The 21,404-nt window shown below is 39.2% G+C and carries 26 protein-coding genes, 1 tRNA gene and 1 riboswitch; of the genes, 23 read left to right on the top strand and 4 right to left on the bottom strand.

The genetic code is table 11. The features are described 5' to 3' along the window. Window positions 1-32: 32 nt before the first annotated feature. The 15 genes from PQ578_RS07190 to PQ578_RS07260 all read left to right on the top strand — a co-directional run bounded on the left by PQ578_RS07190 (window position 33) and on the right by PQ578_RS07260 (window position 13,930). Entirely contained in the window at window positions 33-1,085 is a 1,053-nt protein-coding gene (locus tag PQ578_RS07190; protein ID WP_273832818.1) for a M42 family metallopeptidase, read from the top strand. 108 nt (window positions 1,086-1,193) lie between these two features. Next, the gene (locus tag PQ578_RS07195; protein WP_160918787.1) at window positions 1,194-2,657 is read left to right on the top strand and encodes a spore germination protein; all 1,464 of its coding nucleotides are present in this window, start codon (window positions 1,194-1,196) and stop codon (window positions 2,655-2,657) included. Between the two features lie 92 nt (window positions 2,658-2,749). Further along, the gene (locus PQ578_RS07200) at window positions 2,750-2,953 is read left to right on the top strand and encodes a YqgQ family protein (RefSeq protein ID WP_273832823.1); all 204 of its coding nucleotides are present in this window, start codon (window positions 2,750-2,752) and stop codon (window positions 2,951-2,953) included. Further along, on the top strand, window positions 2,946-3,695 hold the full coding sequence (gene nfsA / locus PQ578_RS07205; protein WP_273832824.1) for an oxygen-insensitive NADPH nitroreductase: 750 nt from the start codon (window positions 2,946-2,948) through the stop codon (window positions 3,693-3,695). The genes PQ578_RS07200 and nfsA overlap by 8 nt, the downstream gene beginning before the upstream one ends. A 21-nt stretch (window positions 3,696-3,716) precedes the next feature. After that, window positions 3,717-4,694, top strand: a complete 978-nt coding sequence (locus PQ578_RS07210) for an ROK family glucokinase (RefSeq protein ID WP_420541536.1) — start codon at window positions 3,717-3,719, stop codon at window positions 4,692-4,694. 293 nt (window positions 4,695-4,987) lie between these two features. Beyond that, window positions 4,988-6,856: an LTA synthase family protein gene (locus tag PQ578_RS07215; protein ID WP_273832829.1), complete on the top strand. Its 1,869-nt coding sequence runs from the start codon at window positions 4,988-4,990 to the stop codon at window positions 6,854-6,856. Window positions 6,857-7,025: 169 nt separating this feature from the next. After that, window positions 7,026-8,213, top strand: coding sequence for a M14 family metallopeptidase (locus PQ578_RS07220; protein ID WP_273832831.1), 1,188 nt, complete (start codon window positions 7,026-7,028; stop codon window positions 8,211-8,213). 50 nt (window positions 8,214-8,263) lie between these two features. After that, a riboswitch (TPP riboswitch) is annotated at window positions 8,264-8,380 on the top strand. A gap of 109 nt (window positions 8,381-8,489) precedes the next feature. Then, window positions 8,490-9,125: a thiamine phosphate synthase gene (gene thiE / locus PQ578_RS07225; protein ID WP_273832833.1), complete on the top strand. Its 636-nt coding sequence runs from the start codon at window positions 8,490-8,492 to the stop codon at window positions 9,123-9,125. Beyond that, window positions 9,122-9,319, top strand: coding sequence for a sulfur carrier protein ThiS (thiS, locus tag PQ578_RS07230; protein ID WP_273832835.1), 198 nt, complete (start codon window positions 9,122-9,124; stop codon window positions 9,317-9,319). The genes thiE and thiS overlap by 4 nt, the downstream gene beginning before the upstream one ends. Before the next feature lie 4 nt (window positions 9,320-9,323). Further along, window positions 9,324-10,085 carry a thiazole synthase gene (locus tag PQ578_RS07235; RefSeq protein ID WP_224881188.1) on the top strand — a complete coding sequence of 254 codons (762 nt, stop codon included), beginning with the start codon at window positions 9,324-9,326 and terminating at the stop codon, window positions 10,083-10,085. Between the two features lie 16 nt (window positions 10,086-10,101). After that, a complete protein-coding gene (gene thiO, locus PQ578_RS07240; RefSeq protein ID WP_273832839.1) occupies window positions 10,102-11,193 on the top strand; it encodes a glycine oxidase ThiO in 1,092 nt (363 codons plus the stop codon). A gap of 15 nt (window positions 11,194-11,208) precedes the next feature. Further along, a complete protein-coding gene (gene thiD, locus PQ578_RS07245; protein WP_273832841.1) occupies window positions 11,209-12,021 on the top strand; it encodes a bifunctional hydroxymethylpyrimidine kinase/phosphomethylpyrimidine kinase in 813 nt (270 codons plus the stop codon). A 131-nt stretch (window positions 12,022-12,152) separates the two neighbouring features. Beyond that, window positions 12,153-12,848, top strand: coding sequence for an ABC transporter ATP-binding protein (locus PQ578_RS07250; protein ID WP_273832844.1), 696 nt, complete (start codon window positions 12,153-12,155; stop codon window positions 12,846-12,848). 3 nt (window positions 12,849-12,851) lie between these two features. Further along, window positions 12,852-13,625 carry an ABC transporter permease gene (locus PQ578_RS07255; RefSeq protein WP_273832846.1) on the top strand — a complete coding sequence of 258 codons (774 nt, stop codon included), beginning with the start codon at window positions 12,852-12,854 and terminating at the stop codon, window positions 13,623-13,625. Then, window positions 13,625-13,930, top strand: a complete 306-nt coding sequence (locus PQ578_RS07260; RefSeq protein WP_273832848.1) for an MTH1187 family thiamine-binding protein — start codon at window positions 13,625-13,627, stop codon at window positions 13,928-13,930. Before PQ578_RS07255 ends, PQ578_RS07260 begins: the two co-directional genes overlap by 1 nt. Window positions 13,931-13,991: 61 nt before the next feature. Here PQ578_RS07260 and PQ578_RS07265 read toward each other — a convergent pair whose 3' ends face one another. After that, the gene (locus tag PQ578_RS07265; RefSeq protein WP_098444211.1) at window positions 13,992-14,177 is read right to left on the bottom strand and encodes a DUF2759 domain-containing protein; all 186 of its coding nucleotides are present in this window, start codon (window positions 14,175-14,177) and stop codon (window positions 13,992-13,994) included. 143 nt (window positions 14,178-14,320) lie between these two features. Continuing rightward, a complete protein-coding gene (locus tag PQ578_RS07270; RefSeq protein ID WP_273832850.1) occupies window positions 14,321-14,806 on the bottom strand; it encodes a hypothetical protein in 486 nt (161 codons plus the stop codon). A 67-nt stretch (window positions 14,807-14,873) separates the two neighbouring features. Here PQ578_RS07270 and PQ578_RS07275 point away from each other — a divergent pair, with 67 nt between their 5' ends. Both PQ578_RS07275 and PQ578_RS07280 read left to right on the top strand, forming a co-directional pair. Further along, window positions 14,874-15,515: an MBL fold metallo-hydrolase gene (locus PQ578_RS07275; protein ID WP_273832852.1), complete on the top strand. Its 642-nt coding sequence runs from the start codon at window positions 14,874-14,876 to the stop codon at window positions 15,513-15,515. A 75-nt stretch (window positions 15,516-15,590) separates the two neighbouring features. After that, a complete protein-coding gene (locus PQ578_RS07280) occupies window positions 15,591-16,607 on the top strand; it encodes an SAM-dependent methyltransferase (RefSeq protein ID WP_273832854.1) in 1,017 nt (338 codons plus the stop codon). A 23-nt stretch (window positions 16,608-16,630) separates the two neighbouring features. Here the strand turns inward: PQ578_RS07280 and PQ578_RS07285 are convergent, their stop codons facing one another. Continuing rightward, on the bottom strand, window positions 16,631-16,876 hold the full coding sequence (locus PQ578_RS07285) for a DUF2626 domain-containing protein (protein ID WP_098444207.1): 246 nt from the start codon (window positions 16,874-16,876) through the stop codon (window positions 16,631-16,633). A gap of 248 nt (window positions 16,877-17,124) precedes the next feature. Between PQ578_RS07285 and PQ578_RS07290 the strand changes: the two genes are divergently transcribed. Beyond that, a complete protein-coding gene (locus tag PQ578_RS07290) occupies window positions 17,125-17,508 on the top strand; it encodes a Spx/MgsR family RNA polymerase-binding regulatory protein (protein WP_098444206.1) in 384 nt (127 codons plus the stop codon). Here PQ578_RS07290 and PQ578_RS07295 read toward each other — a convergent pair. Beyond that, window positions 17,509-17,580: transfer RNA gene (locus PQ578_RS07295), tRNA-Gln, on the bottom strand. It abuts the gene before it with no gap. A gap of 263 nt (window positions 17,581-17,843) precedes the next feature. On the opposite strand from PQ578_RS07295, the gene PQ578_RS07300 reads away from it, so the two are divergent. From PQ578_RS07300 to comGB, 5 genes are all read left to right on the top strand, one after another. Then, window positions 17,844-18,038, top strand: a complete 195-nt coding sequence (locus PQ578_RS07300; RefSeq protein ID WP_273832862.1) for a hypothetical protein — start codon at window positions 17,844-17,846, stop codon at window positions 18,036-18,038. Beyond that, window positions 18,019-18,333, top strand: coding sequence for a YbjQ family protein (locus tag PQ578_RS07305; RefSeq protein WP_166001603.1), 315 nt, complete (start codon window positions 18,019-18,021; stop codon window positions 18,331-18,333). Before PQ578_RS07300 ends, PQ578_RS07305 begins: the two co-directional genes overlap by 20 nt. A 46-nt stretch (window positions 18,334-18,379) precedes the next feature. Then, window positions 18,380-19,216: an alpha/beta fold hydrolase gene (locus PQ578_RS07310; RefSeq protein ID WP_273832866.1), complete on the top strand. Its 837-nt coding sequence runs from the start codon at window positions 18,380-18,382 to the stop codon at window positions 19,214-19,216. A 100-nt stretch (window positions 19,217-19,316) separates the two neighbouring features. Beyond that, window positions 19,317-20,399 carry a competence type IV pilus ATPase ComGA gene (gene comGA / locus PQ578_RS07315; protein WP_273832868.1) on the top strand — a complete coding sequence of 361 codons (1,083 nt, stop codon included), beginning with the start codon at window positions 19,317-19,319 and terminating at the stop codon, window positions 20,397-20,399. Further along, complete coding sequence (comGB, locus tag PQ578_RS07320; RefSeq protein ID WP_273832870.1) at window positions 20,374-21,402, top strand: competence type IV pilus assembly protein ComGB; 1,029 nt, start codon at window positions 20,374-20,376, stop codon at window positions 21,400-21,402. Before comGA ends, comGB begins: the two co-directional genes overlap by 26 nt. The last annotated feature ends 2 nt before the right edge of the window (window positions 21,403-21,404 follow it).

Below are 21,404 nucleotides of genomic sequence, written 5' to 3' on the forward strand. Positions count from 1 at the left end.
CTACTACAAGCTAATTTGAAAGGATGATTGCAATGAAAGACTTATTCCATGCAAAAGAGCTTCTACAAACGACGAAAGAATTAGTTAGTATTCCTAGTCCATCAGGCTACACGGATGAAGTGATTAGTTGGGTGGAAGGAAGAATGCAAGAACTTGGTGTAGAAACGAAGCGAAATCATAAAGGTGGGCTAATTGCTACGATAGAAGGTGCTGATTCGTCCCGACAGCGCATGTTAACAGCTCACGTGGATACGTTAGGCGCGATGGTTAAAGAAATCAAGAGTGATGGTCGCCTACGTCTATCTTTAATTGGTGGCTTTCGATTTAATGCGATAGAAGGAGAATACTGTGAAATCATTACAGGAGATGGTAAGCGTTTTACTGGCACAATACTTTTACACCAAACCTCTGTCCATGTTTATAAAAACAATGGAGAGATCAAGCGAGACGAACAAAATATGGAGGTGCGCCTGGACGAACGTGTTGCTAACCCAGAAGACGTTAAGAAATTAGGAATACGGGTCGGCGATTTTACATCTTTTGATCCTCGGGTGCAGTTAACAGAGAGTGGGTTTATTAAGTCCAGACATTTAGATGATAAAGCAAGCGTTGCCCTGCTTCTTGCAAATATAAAAAAACTAAAAGAAGATAACAAAACGCTTCCTCATACAACACATTTCTTAATTTCTAATAACGAAGAGATTGGTTACGGTGGAAATTCCAATATTCCTGAAGAAACAGTAGAATACATAGCCGTGGATATGGGGGCACTTGGTGATGGGCAATCGTCAGATGAATACACCGTTTCCATTTGCGCGAAAGATTCGAGTGGTCCTTATCATTATCGCCTCAGAGAGCATTTGGTCAGCCTTGCAGAAGAACACCATATTGAGTACAAGCTAGATATTTATCCTTACTATGGCTCAGATGCATCAGCAGCGATCCGTGCAGGTGTAGATGTCCGTCATGCTCTAATTGGTCCTGGTATTGATGCTTCCCATGCTTATGAGCGCACCCATGAGGATTCAATGCTTCATACAGCTCATTTAATTTATCGCTATCTTTTATCACAGATGATTGACTGAAGTAAACGCCAGCCTTCTCAAAGAGAAGGCTGGCATTTCTTTGCCCAATTATTTGATAGGTATGTAACGAATGAGATTGGTGAATGATGGAAACGAGGAGGGGGACCAATGTCTCAAAAAAAGATTATTCATCCAGTTAGTCATTCATTTGAAAAAAATATAGATTTTCTTCATAAAGAATTAGGAGTCGGTAAAAGCTTTGATGTGATTCAACTTGATCTCGACTATGCAGGTCGGAAAATGGCGATGTTCTTAATTGATGGTTTTGTAAAAGATGATATTCTGCATTATTTAATGAAATTATTATCAAGACTTGAGCCAGAACAACTTGATCCAGATCCGCTTGAAAAACTCATGAAAGTTCATATTCCTTATGTTGAAATTGATCGACAGAACGACCTTGATGTCGTCATGGACCTTGTTCTAGCGGGTCCAACGGCTCTTGTTGTAGAAGGCATGAGCGAAATTATCATGATCGATGCAAGAACCTATCCAGTTCGTGGACCACAAGAGCCAGATTTGGAACGTGTAACGAGAGGGGCTAGAGATGGATTTGTTGAAACAATTGTATTTAATACGTCATTAACTAGGAGAAGAGTTAGGGACAAAACATTAAGAATGGAATATATGCAGGTTGGTAGAAGGTCTAAAACAGATATTTGTATTAGTTACATTGAGGATATTGCGGATCCAGAAATTGTTAAGAGAATCAAGGAATCGGTTAGTAATATCGATACAGATGGTTTACCGATGGGTGAAAAAACAATTGAAGAGTTTATTTGTGGTAGGCATTTAAATCCGTATCCTCTTGTTCGGTATACAGAGCGACCAGATACTGCTGCCATTCATCTTTATGAAGGTCACGTTTTGATTTATGTTGATGGCTCCCCTAGTGTGCTTATCACACCAACGACATTTTGGCATCACTTGCAGCATGCGGAAGAGTATCGCCAAAAACCGCTTGTAGGCGCTTATTTGAGGCTTGTCCGTTTTATTGCTGTATGGATCGGGATTTTCATCTTACCGCTCTGGTATTTATTTGCTACAAATCCAAGGTTATTAGGATCGAATATGCAATTTATTGGCGTTGATCAAGGGGGGACCCTGCCGTTATTTGTTCAATTTTTACTTATTGAAATAGGAATTGATATTCTTAGAATGGCAACGATTCATACACCAACGTCTTTAGCGACAGCGCTTGGTCTTGTATCAGCTATATTAATAGGACAAGTAGCTGTTGAGGTAGGATTATTTATTAATGAGGTTATTTTATATCTTGCTCTTGCCGCTTTAGGTACCTTTGCAACGCCGTCTTATGAATTGAGTCTTGCCAACCGATTGTTTCGACTACTATTACTAGTCGTAACAGCAGCCTTTGGAGTCATCGGTTTTGTTGTCGGCTTTACTCTTTGGATGGTCCTACTTATTCGTACAAAATCATTTCATATTCCATACCTGTGGCCATTTATTCCTTTTTCATATCGTGCCTTTCGCGATGTTATTTTCCGAGCGCCGATGCCTCTTAAAAATCGAAGGCCAACAGTTCTTCATACAAAAGATCCAGATCGTTAAGGGACACGTTCTTTACTAAAGAATGTGTCCTTTTTTGTGCTTATTTATTTTTTTTAAGAGTATGGATTGCTATAATAGCAATGGTGAGGAAAATGAAAACATTTTATGATATACAACAACTTTTAAAACGCTATGGCATGATCGTTTATACTGGTAGTAGACTTGGAGATCTTGGATTAATGGAAGATGAGGTACAAGAATTATATGATATGAAGATTCTCGAAAAAGAAGATTACCTCGTCGCCAGAATGATCTTACGAAATGAAATCAACAAGGAGAGAGACAAAAATGAATGAAACCATTGAAACGATGCTCGCTCATCGATCTATTCGAGCGTTTAAAGATACGCCACTAACAGAAGAACAAATTAATATACTTGTCAAAGCGGCACAGTCTGCGTCAACGTCAAGTTATATTCAGGCATACTCTATTATCGGTGTGAAAGATAGAGAGAAGAAAAAACAATTAGCAGAGCTCGCAGGGGGACAGAGTTACGTTGAAGAGAATGGCCATTTCTTCGTATTCTGTGCCGATTTTAACCGTCATCATGCTACGGCAGAAATGCACGGAACTGATGTTACAGAAACGGTTCAATCTACTGAAAAATTCATGGTAGGGTTAATCGACGCAGCTCTTGCAGCACAAAATGCAAGCGTGGCTGCTGAATCAATGGGTCTTGGAATTTGTTATATTGGTGGTATTCGAAATGATCTAGAAAAAGTAAATGATTTATTGAATCTACCTCAATACGTGATTCCATTGTTCGGTCTTTGCGTAGGATATCCTGATCAGGAACCTGATATTAAACCGCGTTTGCCTCTAGAAAACATTTATCACGTAGATGAATATGAACAAAATGAAAAAGTTTTTAAAGATGAGTTAACCAAATATGATGAAGTAATTTCATCTTATTATACAGATCGAACGGCTGGACAGCGCACAGGTGGTTGGACAGCGATGATGGCTCATAAATTAACGAGTCCTGTTCGAACGTACATGAAAAAGTTTCTGGAAAAGAAAGGTTTTCCTTTAAAATAAAATCAAGGTTATGAAAGGTTGATGATGATGAAAGAAGAAAAATGGTTTATAGGTGTGGATCTTGGAGGCACAACAATCAAGCTTGCTTTCCTTGATTTTTACGGAGAAATTAAAAAGAAATGGGAAATTCCGACGGATAAATCAGAAGCGGGTCGACATATTACGATGCATATTGCAAGAGCAATCGACGATAAAATGGAAGAAATGGAGATAGCCAAAGAGAAATTTGCTGGAATTGGCATGGGGGCTCCAGGGTTCATTGAGATGGAGACAGGCTTTATCTACCATGCTGTTAATATCGGATGGCGGAACTTTCCTTTAAAAGATAAGCTAGAAGTTGAAACAGGATTACCGGTTATTATTGATAATGATGCTAATATTGCTGCACTTGGAGAAATGTGGCGAGGTGCAGGTGATGGTGCTCGTGATTTGCTTTGCGTAACGCTTGGAACTGGAGTAGGCGGTGGCATTATTACAAATGGTACGATTATTCATGGAACGAACGGAATGGCGGGAGAGATTGGACATATTACCTCTGTTCCTGAAGCGGGTGCTTCATGTAACTGTGGTAAAACGGGTTGTCTTGAAACCGTTGCTTCTGCAACTGGTATTGTTCGGATTGCAATGGAAAACCTTACATCTAATCAAGAAAGCATTCTTTATCGTACATATAAGGAGCAGAATCAGCTTACTTCTCGTGACATTTTTGAAGCTGCAGAAGCGGAGGATCCTTACGCTGAAGAAGTAGTTGAAAAAGTTACGTTCTATCTTGGTTTGGCTATTGCTAATTTAGCAAACGCCTTAAATCCATCTAAGATTGTCATTGGAGGTGGCGTTTCTAAAGCGGGGGAAGCTTTGTTGAAACCATTAAAGCATCAATTTGAAAAATATGCTTTACCGAGGGTAAAAGAAGGCGCAGATTTCGCAATTGCTACTCTTGGCAATGATGCTGGTGTTATAGGTGGGGCCTGGCTTGTTAAAACTAAATTAGTTAAATAGTCCTAGTTGTTCGCGTTTATCCCTGTCATGATAGGGGTAAAGAAGAGATCAGTGGAGTCTGATCTCTTCTTTTTTTATGATTATTTTGCACAGACGAAACTTTTTGGACAACTTATTCGTTATTACTAATGGCCGCACAAAATAGAATCAAAAAATTGTTGAAAGAAATACTAAAATAAGGACAAAAGTTAGTTGATTAAATTTCGAAAACATACTATCATAGCGATTATGTATGGTCGTAGAAAGATATGGTAGCTTTTCCTTATATCCAACTAAGGAGGTACTAAGAAAACATGAAAAAGCTACAAAATAAGTATTCGTTTTTTCTAGTCGTAGCATTTTTGCTGTGGTTAAAAACGTATTTGGTGTATGAATTTGCGTTTAACATTGAACCTGAAAATAAAATGGAAGGGTTTATCTTATTGTTAAACCCGATTAGTTCTGTCTTGTTATTCCTCGGTTTTGCATTATTTGCCTCACCTAAGTATCGCAACAGAGTATTGCTGATCATTAATTTTGTCGGGTCATTTATTTTATTTGCAAATGTTGTCTACTATCGAGAATTTACAGACTTTATTACGATACCGCTTCTCTTTCAAACGAATAACATGGGTGAACTTGGTAACAGTATCGCAGAGCTAGTAAGCGGTTATGATTTCTTGTTATTTATAGATATCATTCTTCTCTCAGCTTACCTATTTGTACGTAAAACTAAAACCTACGCAGTCAAGAAAAAAGAAATCGCTATTGTATTTGCGAGTGCCATCGCCCTTTTCGCTATTAACGTCGGCCTTGCTGAAACAGAGCGTCCTCAACTCTTAACTCGGACGTTTGATCGTGAAATGCTTATTAAATATATCGGTACTTACAACTATCATGTTTATGATGCTGTTCTACAATCGAAAGCAAAGGCACAACGAGCATTTGCCGACGGTAGTGAAATTGTTGATATTGAAAACTATGTGAAAGCGAACCATGTTGAACCAAACCCTGAAATGTTCGGTAAAGCAGAAGGCAAAAACATTATTCTCGTCTCTCTAGAGTCCACGCAAAGTTTCGTGATAAACGAAGAGGTTGATGGAAAAGAAATTACCCCTTTCCTTAATGATCTTATTGATGAGAGTTATTATTTCCCTAATTTCTATCATCAAACAGCACAAGGGAAAACTTCTGACTCTGAGTTTATTCTTGAGAATTCTCTTTATGGACTACCGAGCGGTGCGGTGTTCTTTACGCACTCAGGAAATGAATACAATGCGTCTCCAGAAATTTTAAGTGAAAATGGCTACTATAATGCCGTTTTCCATGCCAATAATAAAAGTTTTTGGAATCGTGACGTAATGTATGATGCCCTTAAATATGATAAGTTCTATGATATTAATGACTTTACAGTCACACCCGATAATTCAATCGGATGGGGATTGAAAGATGAATATTTCTTTGATCAATCCATTAAGTATTTAGAAACAATGCCAGAACCTTACTATGCTAAATATATTACCCTTACGAATCATTTCCCTTTCACTCTTGAATCAGAAGATGAATATATTCCAGAGTGGACTTCAGACGATGGTACTGTAAACAGATTTTTCACAACGGTTCGCTATCAGGATGAAGCTGTTAAAAAGTTCTTTGAGCGCATGAAAGAAGAAGGACTATATGAAGATTCAATCTTTGTTATGTATGGGGATCACTATGGTATCTCTGAGAACCATAATAAAGCAATGGGTGAGTTTCTAGGGAAGGAAATCACACCATTTGAATCGACAGAACTACAAAAGGTTCCTCTTATTATCCATATCCCGGGCCAGGAGGGAGAAGTAATGGATCAAGTAGGTGGACAAATTGATTTGAAGCCTACAATCATGCACCTTCTCGGAATTGAAACAAAAGATATGATTAAGTTTGGTAATGATCTGTTTGCAGAAGAACAGGATAATTTCACGATCCTTCGTGATGGAAGTTTCATTACAGAAAATAACCTTTATACGAAAAATGTTTGTTATGATAAGGACACCGGTGAAGAAACGGATAAAGCTGCCTGTGAACCATACATGGAAAAGGCAAAAACAGACCTTGCTTACTCAGATAAAATTGTGTACGGCGATCTGCTTCGTTTCTTAGGAAAGCATGGAGAGCAGCAAGATGCCGAGGTAAAATAAACCACAAGAAAAAAACCACGCTTTTAAAGTGTGGTTTTTTTCTATGCATCTAAACATAGAAGTGGAGATAATAAACATCTTCTTTTGAGAAAAGCTTTATTCACGAAGCATAGGCCACCCTTCTAGTCATATTATTGTAAGAGGGAGATGACTTGTGGGAGGGTGAATGATGAAAATTAGAGTGAAAAGTGGGGACAGCCTTTGGAAATATAGTCGTGTCTTTCAAATACCGCTACGCCTGATTTTAGATAGCAACAATCTTGAAGATCCTGATCAGTTGATGGTTGGAGAACAAATGCAGATCCCTGGTTATGTAACAAAAAGTTATACGATTAAACAAGGAGATACATTATGGAAAATAGCGGGTTGGTATGGTGCACCTTTAGACGGTGTTTTATTGTTAAATGATCAAAATCCATTTTCACTAAAGCCGGGTGATAAAGTGAATATTCCCATTCGTGTCACTTGGTCACTGATAAACCCAAACCAAGCTTATGATTATGGGACGCTTGTGAAGGATATCCGCAAAATCCTTGGTGTCTACCCATTTATTAAAAGAGGTCTAATTGGTGAGACAGTAATGGGAAAACCAATTCCGGAATTAGTGGTAGGAACTGGCGCGAAAAAAGTTCACATGAATGGCTCATTCCACGCAAATGAATGGTTAACGACAACTTTAATCATGAAATTTATCGATGATTATGCACGTGAATTAACAAGTAGCCAGCAGCTTAGCGGTGTCTATCTTCCCCCGCTTTATGAATCCACTTCTTTGTCACTCGTTCCAATGGTCAATCCAGATGGAGTTGATCTTGTCATTAATGGTTTACCTGAAGAGGAACCGTATCGTTCTCTTGCAAATGAGATTAATAATGGGAGTGACCAATTTAGTCGTTGGAAGGCGAACATTCGAGGTGTCGATTTAAATAATCAATACCCGGCCAAATGGGAAGTAGAAGCTGAGCGTAAACCAACAAAGCCATCTCCAAGAAATTACCCGGGAAAAGCCCCACTTACTGAACCGGAAGCAATTGCAATTGCTGATTTAACTAGAAGAAAGAAATTTGACAGAGCGCTAGCATTCCATTCACAGGGTGAAGTGATTTTTTGGGGATTTGAAGGGCTTGAACCCCCTGAGTCGGAAATTCTTGTAACAGAATTTTCTCGCTTAAGTGGCTATGTACCCATTCGGTATGTTGATAGTTTTGCAGGTTACAAGGATTGGTTTATACAGGATTTTAGAAGACCTGGTTTCACTGTTGAAATCGGGAAAGGAGAGAATCCTTTACCAGTTAGCCAATTTAACGATATTTATCAAAATACAATAGGGATCTTTCTGTCTACCCTATACATGTAGTGAGCTTGAACTCTAAGAGCTTTTTTGTCATAATAAAAGTAATTTCATATTTCTGAGACTAGGGGTGCCTTCAAGTTAGGGAAGGCTGAGAAAAAGAAACCGTTATTTCTTTTACCCTTGAACCTGATCTGGTTGATACCAGCGTAGGGAAGTCGGTAGCGGTGTTTTTATACTACCCCCATTCCATACGCGGAATGGGGGTTTTTCACGTTCTAACGTCTTTTATCTCATTTTGTAGAAATGTGAAGTAAGTCATAGCTATGGAGGGAACCAGTCATGAAGCAGTTTCAATTATATGTGATTACAGGAGAGGAATTTCATCCAGATCGAGATTTGGTCGACGTAATGGAGGAAGCCATAAGAGGTGGAGCGGATATCATTCAGCTACGTGATAAAACAAATTCAAAAAAAGTAGTGCTTGAAAAAGCTCTAAAGTTAAAAGCGTTAACAAAAAAATACAGTATACCGTTTATCGTTAATGATCATCTTGATGTCGCTCTAGCTGTTGATGCAGACGGCATTCATTTAGGACAAGATGATTTGCCTTTAGAAACGGCAAGAAAAATCATTGGACCAGGTAAAATAATCGGAATCTCAACTCATCGAATTGAAGAAGCGCGTGCTGCAGAAAAGGGAGGAGCTGATTACATCGGGGCAGGTCCAATTTTTCCTACTAACAGTAAAAGCGACGTGGTAGACCCTGTTACTACTGAATATATCAAGGAAGTGATTTCTGAAATTTCCATTCCATTTGTCGCCATTGGGGGTATAAAACTACACAATGTTTCAGACGTCTTACGTGCGGGGGCGAAACGGATTTGTGTGATCAGCGAAGTAGTAGGAAGTGACGATGTGAAAGGAACATGTGAATCATTTCATCAAGTGATCAAGAGTGAGGTGATCGAGAAGTGAGATTGCAAATAAATGGCGATGAGCACGATCTAGATGTGGTTACGTTGAAGGATGTTGTGAAGCATTTTGGTTTGCAAGAAGGTCTGGTTGTAACAGAGGTAGATGGGACAATAGTTGATCGATCGAACTGGAAAGATATCAATGTACAAGATGGCATGAAAATTGAGCTTGTTCACTTTGTAGGTGGAGGTTGAGTAAATGACTAACAAATTAACAATAGCTGGTAAACAATTATCATCGAGGCTTTTTCTAGGGACAGGAAGATACCCGAATCCATATGTTCAAAACAAGGCGATTGAGGTTTCTGAAGCGGAAGTTTTGACGTTTGCGATTCGAAGAGTGAATCTTTCAGCACCAGACGAAGATGCGATCCTTCAACACATCGAAAAACCATTTCAATATTTACCGAATACTTCAGGTGCTACATCAGCAGAAGAAGCGATTCGAATCGCTCGTTTAGCAAAGGCATCTGGACTAAGTGATTGGATTAAGATCGAAGTGAGCCAAGATGAAAAGATGCTCATTCCTGATCCAATCGAAACTCTAAAAGCAACAGAAATCTTAGCGAACGAAGGGTTTATTGTATTGCCGTACACATCAGATGATCCCGCACTCTGTTATCGATTACAAGAAGCGGGTGCTTCGGCAGTGATGCCAGGTGGGTCTCCCATTGGTACGGGTCTAGGTATTTTAAATCCTTATAATATTGAACGGATTACTGAGAAGCTTACAGTGCCGGTGATCGTAGATGCTGGCCTTGGAAGTGCTGCTGATGTTACACAGGCAATGGAACTCGGCGCAGATGGCGTGCTGTTAAATACAGCGATAGCTAAAGCGAGAAACCCCGTTATGATGGCAGAGGCTGTCAAACATGCGATTCATGCTGGAAGGTTGTCCTATAGCGCAGGTAGAATTTCTAAAAAGAAGTATGCGACGGCTAGTAGTCCGATACAAAGCTAAGAAAGGGGGGGGCGATATGGCTAGAATCACGATTATTGGTGGTGGAGTGATCGGTTTATCCATTGCATTTGAATGTCAAAGAAGAGGACATAACGTTACTGTGGTCGAAGCGCAGCAATGTGGTGGACAGGCTTCTGGTGCAGCAGCAGGAATGCTTGCTCCGTATTCTGAAATTGAAGAAGACCCTGACGATTTTTTCCGACTATGCCAAAAGAGCTTGCAGATTTTTCCTGAATGGCAAGAAGAGGTCAAACATCATTCGGATATTGATTTTGAGTACAATGAAAGCGGTAGTTTGTATTGTATCTATCATGAAGCCGACCTTCTTTCTCTTGAAACAAAACAGGCATGGCAAAGAAAGTTTAACGTTGAATCGACGATTTTAAGTGCTGAAGAAGTAAGGGTTAAAGAACCAGGGCTCTCTAGAGATGTTGTTGCCGCTTTATGGTGTCCTGAAGAGTCTCATATTTATGCCCCTGGCTATGTGGCGGCTCTTTTACAAGCCTGCCGTAATCTAGGTGTTTATGTCATCGAAAATGTAGGAGATGCAACGCTGGAAGGTAATGTTGTTGTAACTAAGCAGGAGCGAATTGACAGTGATCAGGTTGTTCTTGCAGCAGGGGCCTGGTCAATGTATTGGGAAAAAGAGCTAGGTTGCACATTGCCCGTATATCCGATCCGCGGACAAATTTGTGCATATGAAGCTCCACCTTTAAACCACATTGTTTTTACAAGCCAGGGGTATTTGGTAGCTAAAGCGAATGGTTCCGTTGTGGTCGGTGCGTCAGAGGATATTGCTGATTTTGATACGAACGTAACAGAACATGGGATTGGTCGTCTCGAAAAGTGGAGTAAGAAGGTGATGCCTGTGCTCGAGAAGATGGACCCATTTCATAAATGGGCAGGGTTAAGGCCAGCTACACAGGATGGTTTTCCGCTTATTGGAAAGTTGGTTGAGAAACCGGGGGTTACTGTGGCGACCGGACATTATCGAAATGGAATTTTACTAAGCCCAATTACGGCGAAAATCGTAGCGGATGAAATAGATCAAGTTCCCCAACAAGTTGCAATTGGTCAATTTCGTCCTGATCGTTTTCAGGCTATCTAATAAGGAGAGGGTCTAATGTATAAAGCACTGACGATTGCTGGTTCAGATAGTGGTGGCGGAGCTGGGATTCAAGCTGATTTAAAAACGTTTCAAGAGCGCAACGTGTTTGGAATGAGTGCGATTACAGCACTTACAGCTCAGAACACGCTAGGCGTTCATCATGTGTTCCCGCAAACGGTCGAAGCGGTGCAATCACAGCTTGATGCTGTTCTCTCAGATATTGGGGCGGACGCAGTAAAAACCGGGATGCTTTTTTCGAGTGAAATCATTCTTGCGGTTTCGGAAAAGATAAGGGACTACAATGTCTCAAATCTTGTTATTGATCCTGTGATGATCGCAAAAGGTGGGGCGTCTCTTTTGCAAAATGAAGCAAAATTGGCTATGAAAGAAAGGCTTTTTCCGCTAGGGGCTGTTATTACGCCTAATCTTCCTGAAACAGCTGAATTACTAAATTGTAAAGCTATTACTTCTATCAAGGGTGTGGAGGAGGCGGCAAAGGCCCTACATGCAAGTGGTGCAAAAGCTGTTCTTGTTAAAGGTGGACATATGACGAGTAATACTGCTGTGGATGTTCTGTATGTAAACGACCGCTTTTACCATTATGAATCAGAGCGTATTGAAACAAAACACACTCACGGAACTGGTTGCACGTATTCAGCTTGTATTGCAGCTGAGCTTGCTAAGGGGAGGCCGATCCCCGAGGCTGTAGCTATTGCAAAAGAATATATTACGGCTGCTATAAAACACGCCCTCCCAATAGGAAAAGGGATTGGGCCAACAAACCATGCTGCTTATCGACAAATACAAACTTCCATCGTGAAAACTTAACCCTGTTTCTGCAGGGTTTTTTTTGTGAATAAGTTTGCCATTCGAATGAGGAGGGGAAAAATACATAGACTAAGCATGGAACTTTGAGAATGGTGTTAATGAAGCAATTCGTTTTCAAGAAAGGAAGTTCAATGAATAAACTAATCGAAGTAGAAAATGTATCCAATGAACGTGTAACGGATGTTCAATTTTCATTAATGGAAGGCAGTTTAACGACAATCATCGGACCCTCAGGTGCAGGGAAGAGTAGTTTATTACTTCTGTTAAATAGACTAGAAGATCCGGATGAGGGTGAAATCCACTTTAAAGGGAAAAAAATTAGCGATTTTCCTATATCAGAGCTACGTAGAAACATTGGAATGGTGTTTCAACAGGCTCATTTATTTGATGGAACGGTAGAAGATAATTTAAAGTTTGGTCCTTCTCTTCAAAAAAAGTGGGAGCCCAATGATGGGGTTAAGTTATTGGAAAAAGTACAGTTGTCTGAAGAGTTTTTAACGAAAGAAGTAGAAAATTTATCTGGTGGCGAACAGCAGCGAGTGGCATTTGCAAGAACGCTTGCTAATAATCCTGAGGTATTGTTATTAGACGAAGTGACCAGTGCACTTGATATGCGGACAGTGGATTTGATGGAAGATTTGTTACATAAGCTCGTGAATGAAGAAGGGAAGACAATTTTGATGATTACACATGACCTTAAGCAAGCAGAAAGACTTGGTAGCTATACCCTATTTATGAATGAAGGTAGGGTTGAAGAGCAAGGAAAAACAACCGAATTGTTTTATCAACCAAAATCCGCTACGTTAAAGCACTTTCTCGAAGGATAATTTATGACGAACATATCGAATCTTTCATTGCTTACAATGATTCTATTTGTCATGATTCCTGTTTCGCTTTCTTATTTGTTTTCGCTCGGAATCGGCAAATCAGCTATATGGTCTTCTATCCGCGGCGTTGTTCAATTGTTTTTTATAGGTTATGTTCTCACATTTCTCTTTTCTATTCCAGATTGGCAGGGGGTAGGATTATGGGTAGCTGTCATGCTAGTCATTGCTTCTCTTCAAGCATCAAAGAGAGGAAAAGGGATTCCGTACGCTTTTCTCCTGTCGTTCACTTCACTTATTCTTATTGAAGTGTTTGTTTTGTCATTATGGATCGTATTTGATATTATTCCTTTTCGATCCGAACAGGTTATTCCGATGAGTGGAATGATTATTGGTAATAGTATGGTGGCAACTGGTCTTGCATTTGAGAGAATGAAGAACGAGTTTCACGATAGTAAAGGAGAAATTCTTGCAGCATTATCGCTTGGAGCAAATGCTTCACAAGCTTCTCAAATGATTATTAGAAAAACGATTCGCGCAGCGATGATTCCTAATGTGGATGGATTAAAAACGATTGGACTTGTGCAATTGCCAGGGATGATGACAGGACTAATTCTTGGTGGGGCTTCTCCAATTGAAGCCATTCGCTATCAGATCGTTATTTCGATTAGCATCTTTTCATCTGTGTCCATTTGTGCGATGATTATTTCATTGGTGACGTATCGCTTTTTCTTTAATCGAAAAATGCAGTTACTTGAAGAAAAGGGAGGAAAAAAATAATGGCAATTGTAGATGTTACAGTGATTCCAATTGGAACGGAAACACCAAGTGTTAGTAAGTATGTAGCGGACGTACAGAAGGTTCTAGAATCGTTCTCTGATCGGATTACATATCGTTTAACACCTATGAGTACTCTTATTGAAGGAGATATTTCTGATCTACTTGATGTTGTTAAAGCGATTCATGAAGCGCCCTTTCAAGCAGGTATTGAGCGTGTAGCCACGAATCTACGAATCGATGATCGTCGTGATAAAAAGGTGAAAATGGAAGATAAACTCGAATCAGTTAAAAGACATTTAAAATAAAAGTAACATGACGTATCATGTGCTTCTAAGACATAAAAAAACAGCCGAAATGGCTGTTTTTTTAGTGGCCTCCGCCGCCACCAGATCCGAAAAGAATATCGATCATTGTAGCAACAGTAAAGGCGCCGAATACAAGCACTGTTAATCCTGCAAAGGCAAGGCCCATAAAGTTCTTTTCACGAAGGGAACGAAAAACACCCCATACGCAAAATAAAGTAACGATTGCAAAAATAATTGCTAATCCCATTTGGAATACCTCCCTATCCATGCACTCATTATCAGTATACCCGTAAAATGACTGTTGCATGGTTGAATCGTAAATTTTTCTTGAATGGTATGTACGATAAGTCCTTTCTTATTTTAACCGTTTTCTTTTCGTTTGTCGAGGTGTTATTCACTCGAAAATGTAAGTTCAATGTTGTAAGCTCGAGCGATACCCTGCATTAATTTTATGTGCATTCGATCAATATAAAAAACCTGATCATCCCGACAAATGAAATGTTCTTCCATTTGTAAAAGCGCCATTTTTTTTTGTTGGTCGTCACCTTTAAGTATCTTGAACCACGCAACCATTTCTTTGTAGAGATAATGTTCGTTGTTTTGAGAATTGAAGCCGTAGTCTGTGAAAGAAAGTTTACAATCAGATGCTTGAGAAAGATGAATGAGTGGATGAACGTCTTCGAGAACACCTTTGGACTGATAGTAGTTCTGAAGTGCTTCAGCTTCGATTCGATCTGAAATGATAACAAGTTGTTTATCACGGTCCATAACGTTAGCAAGATCAGCCGTTCTTTTAACAATTTGCGCTATGAACCCAGGTAGTTTATTAACAGGTGGTTTCATTTCAACACCATACACGAAGTTCAGTAGAAACATCTCCTTTTAATCGCTCTTTTTTATAGTGTAGAATAAGAAGCATAATCTTTCAATGGAGGCGAATGTTATGGAATGGAAACAAATGGCTGTTGGTCCTGTGCAAGCAAATGCAGCACTCATATGGAATGAAAATAAAGAAGCTCTTGTTATAGATCCAGGAGCTGAGGGAGGACGAATCAAGAGAAAGATCGAAAAGCTGGAGTTAAAACCATTGGCTATTCTTTTAACTCATGCTCATTTTGATCATATCGGTGCCGTTGATTTACTAAGAGAAACTTATCAAGCTCCAGTCTATTTGCATGCATATGAATCAAATTGGCTTTCAGATCCTTCTTTAAATGGTTCAAAACTTTTTCCAGTTGTTGATAACATTTCTGGTAAACCTGCTGACCATCTCATTGAGGGAGAAGGAGATATGACAATCGGTTCATTTAATTTTACGGTTCTAGAGACACCGGGACACTCACCTGGCAGCGTATCATTTTATTTCCAAGACGGGAATATCGTCTTTTCCGGTGATGCTCTGTTTGCCGGAAGTATAGGAAGAACAGATCTTCCAGGCGGGAATCAAAAACAATTGCTTAAGAGCATACATAATCGCCTACTTGTGCTACCTGAACATACGATTGTAGCATCTGGACATGGAGCTGCTACAACTATTGAAACTGAGATGACTGAAAATCCATTTCTAAATGGCTTTTCTTTATAAGCAATGGCGTTAAAAACTGTCATTAAAAATGAAATTGAACAGAGCCCAAATAGTTCAATCACTTTCGAGCGATTTATGACATTGTCTCTTTATCATCAAAAGTATGGGTATTATCAGAAGAATGCACCAAAGACGGGGAAAAGAGGTGATTTCATTACCTCAACAAGTGTAGGTAACGTTTTTTCTCGCGTAATGGCCCGAGTGCTTATAAAAGAAATACAAAAGAACGAGTATGCACCGGTTATTGTCGATGCGGGTTCAGGTGATGGTAACTTCATTTCTTCCTTTCTTGATGAAGTAAAAACGGTGGACCATAAGTTTTATGAAAAGTTAACTTATTTTGTACTGGAATCCAGTCCTTATCATCAGCAATTAATTGCTGAGCGCACAAAGCGTCATAACGTGCTGATTTATCCTTCACTTTCTACAATTAAGAAAGAGCTGCCAAAGTTAAATGGCATCCTATTCTCAAATGAATTGCTTGATGCGTTTCCTGTACGTGTTATTGAAAAACAACAGGAACTGGTAGAAGTCTGTGTTGGTTTGAATGATTATGATTGTTTTGAGGAGGTGTACATTCCCTGTACAGATCCTGAGATTCTGAACTGGTTAGCGTGTCACGAGCTTCAGGTTAATGATGGACAACGGATCGAAATTCCGCTTGCCATGGGAGAATGGTTGAATGAGGTAGGGATTTGGCTATCTCATGGAAAAGTCTTTACGGTAGATTATGGATATACAAATGAAGAATGGGAAAACCCTGGAAGAAGAGGAGGCAGTCTTAGGGGGTACCAAAATCATCAGCTCATAGAAAATGTTTTACAGTTCCCTGGGGAAATGGATATCACAACTCATGTTCATATTGACGCTATTCGAAACATTGGTCTAAGTCACGGGATCCAGTGGGTGGATTGTCTCCCACAAGGACAATTTCTTTTAAAAGAGGGGTTGCTTCAATTTCTTCAGCAAACGACTCCGGATAACCCTTTTTCTAGAGAACATAAACAAAATCGAGCGGTAAGATGGCTTGCTCAGTCAAATCAATTTTTAGTAATGATTCAAGAAAAGTGCCCAAAAAAAGACGATGCGTAAGCATCGTCTTTTTTGCGTTCGGATTAATGTCCGCCTGATCCAGGCGTCATCATGAACACTGACCAGTAGGAAAAACCGACCATAAACAAAGTTAAGTATACACCAAAAATATACAAATAAGTACGTTCTGTTAAGTTTAGATAACTTAACGCTAAAAACATGCCGGCCTGGCCAAGGAACAGCAATCCTAATACTGGCATCTCACCAACAAAGCCCATGAGTGAGAAAATGCCGGTCCAGAAAGCTAAAACTCGGTACATTCTAGGCATAAAAGTTCCTCCCTTGCTCGTTCATTCCCCATACATATCGTATTATATATGAGTTCTTGTGGAAAAGTAAATGCTAGTCTCATGGCAAAATAATGACTTTCCTTATTTAACCTTGAAAAGGGTTCCAATTTATTATCCCAAATCGTTCACAAAAATACAAATCTTTTTCTTGTACAATATTTGTTTAAGTGTTGTATAATGTGGGTAAAGTTAGTTATCAACGGAAAACGAATCGGGGAGGATTTAAATTGGAAGATAAATTATTGTTTTATACTTATCCAAGTTGTACATCTTGTAGAAAAACAAAAGCATGGTTAAAAGAAAATGGTGTTGATTTTGAAGAGCGTCATTTATTTAAAGATACACCTTCAATTGATGAATTAAAAGAAATCATTACCTTATCTACAGATGGTATTGAAGAAATTCTTGCGAGAAGAAGTACTTCATTCAAAAAGCTAAATGTTGAAATTGATGATCTTACCCTTACTGAAATGCTTGAACTAATGCATAATGAACCAAAGCTTCTAAGACGGCCTATCGTGACTAACGGAAAGAAATTAATTGTAGGTTACAATAAGTCGGGTTTGCAAAATTTAAAACAACGTAAAAAGAAGCTTGCTGTCGTTTCTTAACTGGGCTAGCTGGATTCGAACCAGCGCATGACGGAATCAAAATCCGTTGCCTTACCGCTTGGCTATAGCCCAATGGTTTCGTGCTCTAGTAGTATGAGCAGCGGTTTAGATACTTATACTTATTTTTAGCAGAAGGCAAAAAAATCACCTTCATTATAGGAATGTCCGGGGAATTGATTGAATAAGATAACATCATAATCCATGTCACAGCGATATGCGGAAACGACTCTGCGTATCGCTTTTTCTTGTGGTATTCACTTGGCAAAACAGGACAAGAAAAATCACACGAAATAAGGTATTCTTAAGTTAGATGGAGAAAGATGGTGATAGGCGCAATGAAAATATTATTGTTAATAGGTGCTTCAATCTTTCAAGTCCTGATTGTCGTTATGTTTTTTATCAATGCTTCATGGGTTCCGCTCGTTATGGTTGGATATGCGCTTTCACTTGCTTTCTTGATTTATTTGCTTATTAAAGATCGAAGGAATAGGGAAAAGGAGGAACAGTTTGATGATAATCGTAACTACTGATCAAGTCGCGAACAAAAATATTAAGGAAGTGATTGGTTATGTTAGAGGAAGCACTGTTCAGTCTAAGCACGTAGGGAAGGACATTCTTGCGAGTCTTCGGACAATTGTTGGTGGTGAAATTACTGAGTATACCGAAATGATGACAGAAGCTAGACAGAGAGCAATTGCGAGAATGGTAAAGGATGCAGAAAGTAAGGGTGCTAATGCAATCGTTGCTTTTCGGTTACAGTCTTCAGCCGTTATGGCGAGTGCATCAGAAATCATTGCCTACGGTACGGCTGTCATTCTAGAGTAGCCTTTCATTTCTGTATTAATGATAAGTACCGTTTGGGGGAGTCTTGATGTGGAAACAACATTTCGTTAAAACAGAACGAGGTAAGTTTGAGGTTTTTGTGAAAGGTAATGGTCCACCACTTTGCGTGACCCATCTTTATTCTCAATTTAATAACAGTGGTGATTATTTTGCAGATGCATTTACAAAAAACTATACCGTATATTTAGTGAATCTTAAAGAAGCAGGAAACACAGATTCTGTAAACTCACCGCACGAATTTTTTATGATTGAAACGGTATTTGATCTTGAAAGTATTCGCGAAAAGATGAAAATTCGAAAATGGGTTTTCGCTGGGCATTCCACAGGTGGAATGCTTGCTTGCGTATATGGAATTCATGCATCAAATTCACTAAAAGGCTTAATCATTGTAGGAGCTGCTGCTAGGGAATATGCTTCTTCTTCTCCTGCTTGTATCTATCATGTCGATCATCCTCATCATGAGCTGATGCAGCAACTCATTGAGCGGTTAAAAGATCCTGATCTTGAGCAAATTGAACGAAAAAAAATAACTGAGGAAAGGACGAAACTTTCTCTTTATCGACCAGAGCTATATAAGATACTCTTTTCAAAACCTATACATAAAAAGATGGCGGCAGCTCGAATGAATTTTTTCGCAAGAGAAATTTTACAGTTTGATGTAACAAAACAGCTTACTGCCATCACAACCCCTACTCTTATTGCTTGCGGCAGATATGATGTCCAATGTCCGCTTTCTTATTCCGAAGAAATGGCGAGTACGATTCCTAATGCAAAATTGGTTGTTTTTGAAGAAAGCAATCATTACCCATTCCTTGAAGAAAAGTGTTTGTTTGAATTAAGTATTCAAGAGTTTTCACTTAAATAAATATATATTTAAAATTACCGAGAAGGATTTTCCAGTTACCTGGCGAATCCTTTTCTTTACGATTTTAAAATCGTGAACTTAGACGAAAGGAAGGTGTGTTTTGCTGAATATTGAAGAAAAGGGGAAAGACATTATCAAACAAGCAATGGAAGTGGGGGCATCTGATGTACATTTTCATCCAAAGGAGAAAGGTGCAGCCATTCAATTTCGGGTGGATAATCGTCTTTATGATGCTTTATGGTTGCCAATGAGTATCGCTGAAAAGCTATTGTCTCATTTTAAATTTTTGAGTGGAATGGATATTGGTGAAAAACGTCGTCCTCAAAATGGTGCAATGGATATGATTCTTTACCCAAGAAAACTTCATCTCCGTCTCTCTACAATTCCAACTCCTTACCACGAAAGTCTCGTTATTCGTATTTTGCCACAAGATGAAACTCACTCCTTTAAAGAACTTTTTCTTTTTCCCTCAATTGCAAATCGACTTCTTCAGATTGTTAGTTGTAACAGTGGTTTATTTATGATTACAGGCCCTACTGGATCAGGTAAAACGACAACCATGTATTCCTTACTTCAAACGTTAAGTGTAAAACGACATCGCCGTGTTCTCACAATAGAAGATCCGATCGAAAAGAGAAATCCTGATTTTATACAAATGGAAGTGAACGAGAAGGCTGGACTTTCGTATTATGAGGGTTTTAAAGCTGGTTTAAGGCATGATCCTGATATTCTTGTTGTAGGAGAGATACGTGATGAACAAACTGCTCAACTCGCGATAAGAGCTAGTATGACTGGCCATTTGGTTGTCTCCACACTCCATACTGGAAGTACACTTGAATGCATTCCAAGATTACTCGAGTTCGGTATCCCACTTCATAACATCACCCAGACGTTAAGAGGCGTTGCAACTCAGCGGTTAGTTCCTTTAAAGTGTCCCTATTGTGATGTGTGTTCTCTTGAATGTCTTAAAAGGAGAACTCGTAGAAAGCTTGCTGTTGTTGAAATCCTCGCAGGTCTCCACCTTCAGAAAGCCCTCGATTTTCCAGAGCTTTTAACCATACCAGGTCAATCCACAATTAAAGATTACATTCTTAGAGCCTATGCCTTAGGCTATATTCAAAAAGAAACCGTAGAGAAGGAGTTGGGATTATTTAACCGTGAGACGATCCAAATGGAAGCTTAATCGAAAAGCAGACTTTCTTTGTCGGGTAGGGAAGATGCTTGAAGAGGGGTATTCGCTCTCAAAATGTCTGGAGGTTTATGCTTTATATCAAAATGATCATATTCGAGCCAACATTGAAATGATTATTGTGAGGTTAAAAGGTGGCGACTCTTTTCATGATGTTTTAGCTGATTTTCACTTCCCAGGAGATATATTATCTTACTTGTATATGTCTGAACAGCGTGATTTTGCGACAGGCATATCTGCATCTGGACAGTTAATGAAAACGAGAAGTGAATGGCAAAAACGTCTACGCAGTACGCTTGCTTATCCAATCTTTCTATTTTGGATGACGGCCATTATGTTATTTGTGGTAGGAAAGTACTTATTGCCTCAATTTAATACGTTGTACCAAACGCTCGATGTTCCTCTCCCATTTATTTCGAAGTTTTTTATGGAGCTTGTTCGGTTTATGCCAGCTATTGTTGTAGGTGTTATTGTACTTTCCATTGCAATTTATCTTTCTACGTTAGTGAAAAACAAACCTAGTTCTGCAGTACAGAAAATGATTATTTATAGTAAAGTACCATTCGTACACCTCTTTATCCCTCTCTACCTCACTCATCATACCTCCCTTCACTTAGGTTTATTACTTCAAAGCGGTCTTTCCATTGCCGAGGCTTTTTCGCTGTTAACAAAGCAATCGCATTTTGTTTTTTTTCAAGAGGAAGCTAATCGGGTTTCACTGTCGTTGATGCGCGGGGAAAAGTTAGAAGCTTTATTTGATCACGCTAGTTTATATGTACCTGAGTTCAAAGAAATTTTAATGCATGGACAAGTAAGTGGTAATCTCGGCAGGGAGCTTATTCTGTATGGGGAGGTGGTTGGCGAACGATTTGAAGAGCTTGTCAAGAAGGGGTTTATGATTTTGCAGCCTGTTAGTTTTGTTGGTGTTGGTCTTGTCGTCATGTTGATGTTTATGTCTATTCTTATGCCGATGTTTTATTATTTGCAAAACATTTAAGG

It is taken from the genome of Guptibacillus sedimenti (genome assembly GCF_028610665.1).
Classification (GTDB): Bacteria; Bacillota; Bacilli; order Bacillales; family Guptibacillaceae; genus Guptibacillus; species Guptibacillus sedimenti.

Bases quoted from the DNA above. Each gene is read 5' to 3' on its own strand.
- PQ578_RS07190 (WP_273832818.1), top strand. From the start codon at position 33: ATGAAAGACTTATTCCATGCAAAAGAGCTTCTACAAACGACGAAAGAA.
- PQ578_RS07195 (WP_160918787.1), top strand. From the start codon at position 1,194: ATGTCTCAAAAAAAGATTATTCATCCAGTTAGTCATTCATTTGAAAAA.
- PQ578_RS07200 (WP_273832823.1), top strand. From the start codon at position 2,750: ATGAAAACATTTTATGATATACAACAACTTTTAAAACGCTATGGCATG.
- nfsA (WP_273832824.1), top strand. From the start codon at position 2,946: ATGAATGAAACCATTGAAACGATGCTCGCTCATCGATCTATTCGAGCG.
- PQ578_RS07210 (WP_420541536.1), top strand. From the start codon at position 3,717: ATGATGATGAAAGAAGAAAAATGGTTTATAGGTGTGGATCTTGGAGGC.
- PQ578_RS07215 (WP_273832829.1), top strand. From the start codon at position 4,988: ATGAAAAAGCTACAAAATAAGTATTCGTTTTTTCTAGTCGTAGCATTT.
- PQ578_RS07220 (WP_273832831.1), top strand. From the start codon at position 7,026: ATGAAAATTAGAGTGAAAAGTGGGGACAGCCTTTGGAAATATAGTCGT.
- thiE (WP_273832833.1), top strand. From the start codon at position 8,490: ATGAAGCAGTTTCAATTATATGTGATTACAGGAGAGGAATTTCATCCA.
- PQ578_RS07235 (WP_224881188.1), top strand. From the start codon at position 9,324: ATGACTAACAAATTAACAATAGCTGGTAAACAATTATCATCGAGGCTT.
- thiO (WP_273832839.1), top strand. From the start codon at position 10,102: ATGGCTAGAATCACGATTATTGGTGGTGGAGTGATCGGTTTATCCATT.
- thiD (WP_273832841.1), top strand. From the start codon at position 11,209: ATGTATAAAGCACTGACGATTGCTGGTTCAGATAGTGGTGGCGGAGCT.
- PQ578_RS07250 (WP_273832844.1), top strand. From the start codon at position 12,153: ATGAATAAACTAATCGAAGTAGAAAATGTATCCAATGAACGTGTAACG.
- PQ578_RS07255 (WP_273832846.1), top strand. From the start codon at position 12,852: ATGACGAACATATCGAATCTTTCATTGCTTACAATGATTCTATTTGTC.
- PQ578_RS07260 (WP_273832848.1), top strand. From the start codon at position 13,625: ATGGCAATTGTAGATGTTACAGTGATTCCAATTGGAACGGAAACACCA.
- PQ578_RS07265 (WP_098444211.1), bottom strand. From the start codon at position 14,177: ATGGGATTAGCAATTATTTTTGCAATCGTTACTTTATTTTGCGTATGG.
- PQ578_RS07270 (WP_273832850.1), bottom strand. From the start codon at position 14,806: ATGTTTCTACTGAACTTCGTGTATGGTGTTGAAATGAAACCACCTGTT.
- PQ578_RS07275 (WP_273832852.1), top strand. From the start codon at position 14,874: ATGGAATGGAAACAAATGGCTGTTGGTCCTGTGCAAGCAAATGCAGCA.
- PQ578_RS07280 (WP_273832854.1), top strand. From the start codon at position 15,591: ATGACATTGTCTCTTTATCATCAAAAGTATGGGTATTATCAGAAGAAT.
- PQ578_RS07285 (WP_098444207.1), bottom strand. From the start codon at position 16,876: ATGCCTAGAATGTACCGAGTTTTAGCTTTCTGGACCGGCATTTTCTCA.
- PQ578_RS07300 (WP_273832862.1), top strand. From the start codon at position 17,844: ATGAAAATATTATTGTTAATAGGTGCTTCAATCTTTCAAGTCCTGATT.
- PQ578_RS07305 (WP_166001603.1), top strand. From the start codon at position 18,019: ATGATAATCGTAACTACTGATCAAGTCGCGAACAAAAATATTAAGGAA.
- PQ578_RS07310 (WP_273832866.1), top strand. From the start codon at position 18,380: ATGTGGAAACAACATTTCGTTAAAACAGAACGAGGTAAGTTTGAGGTT.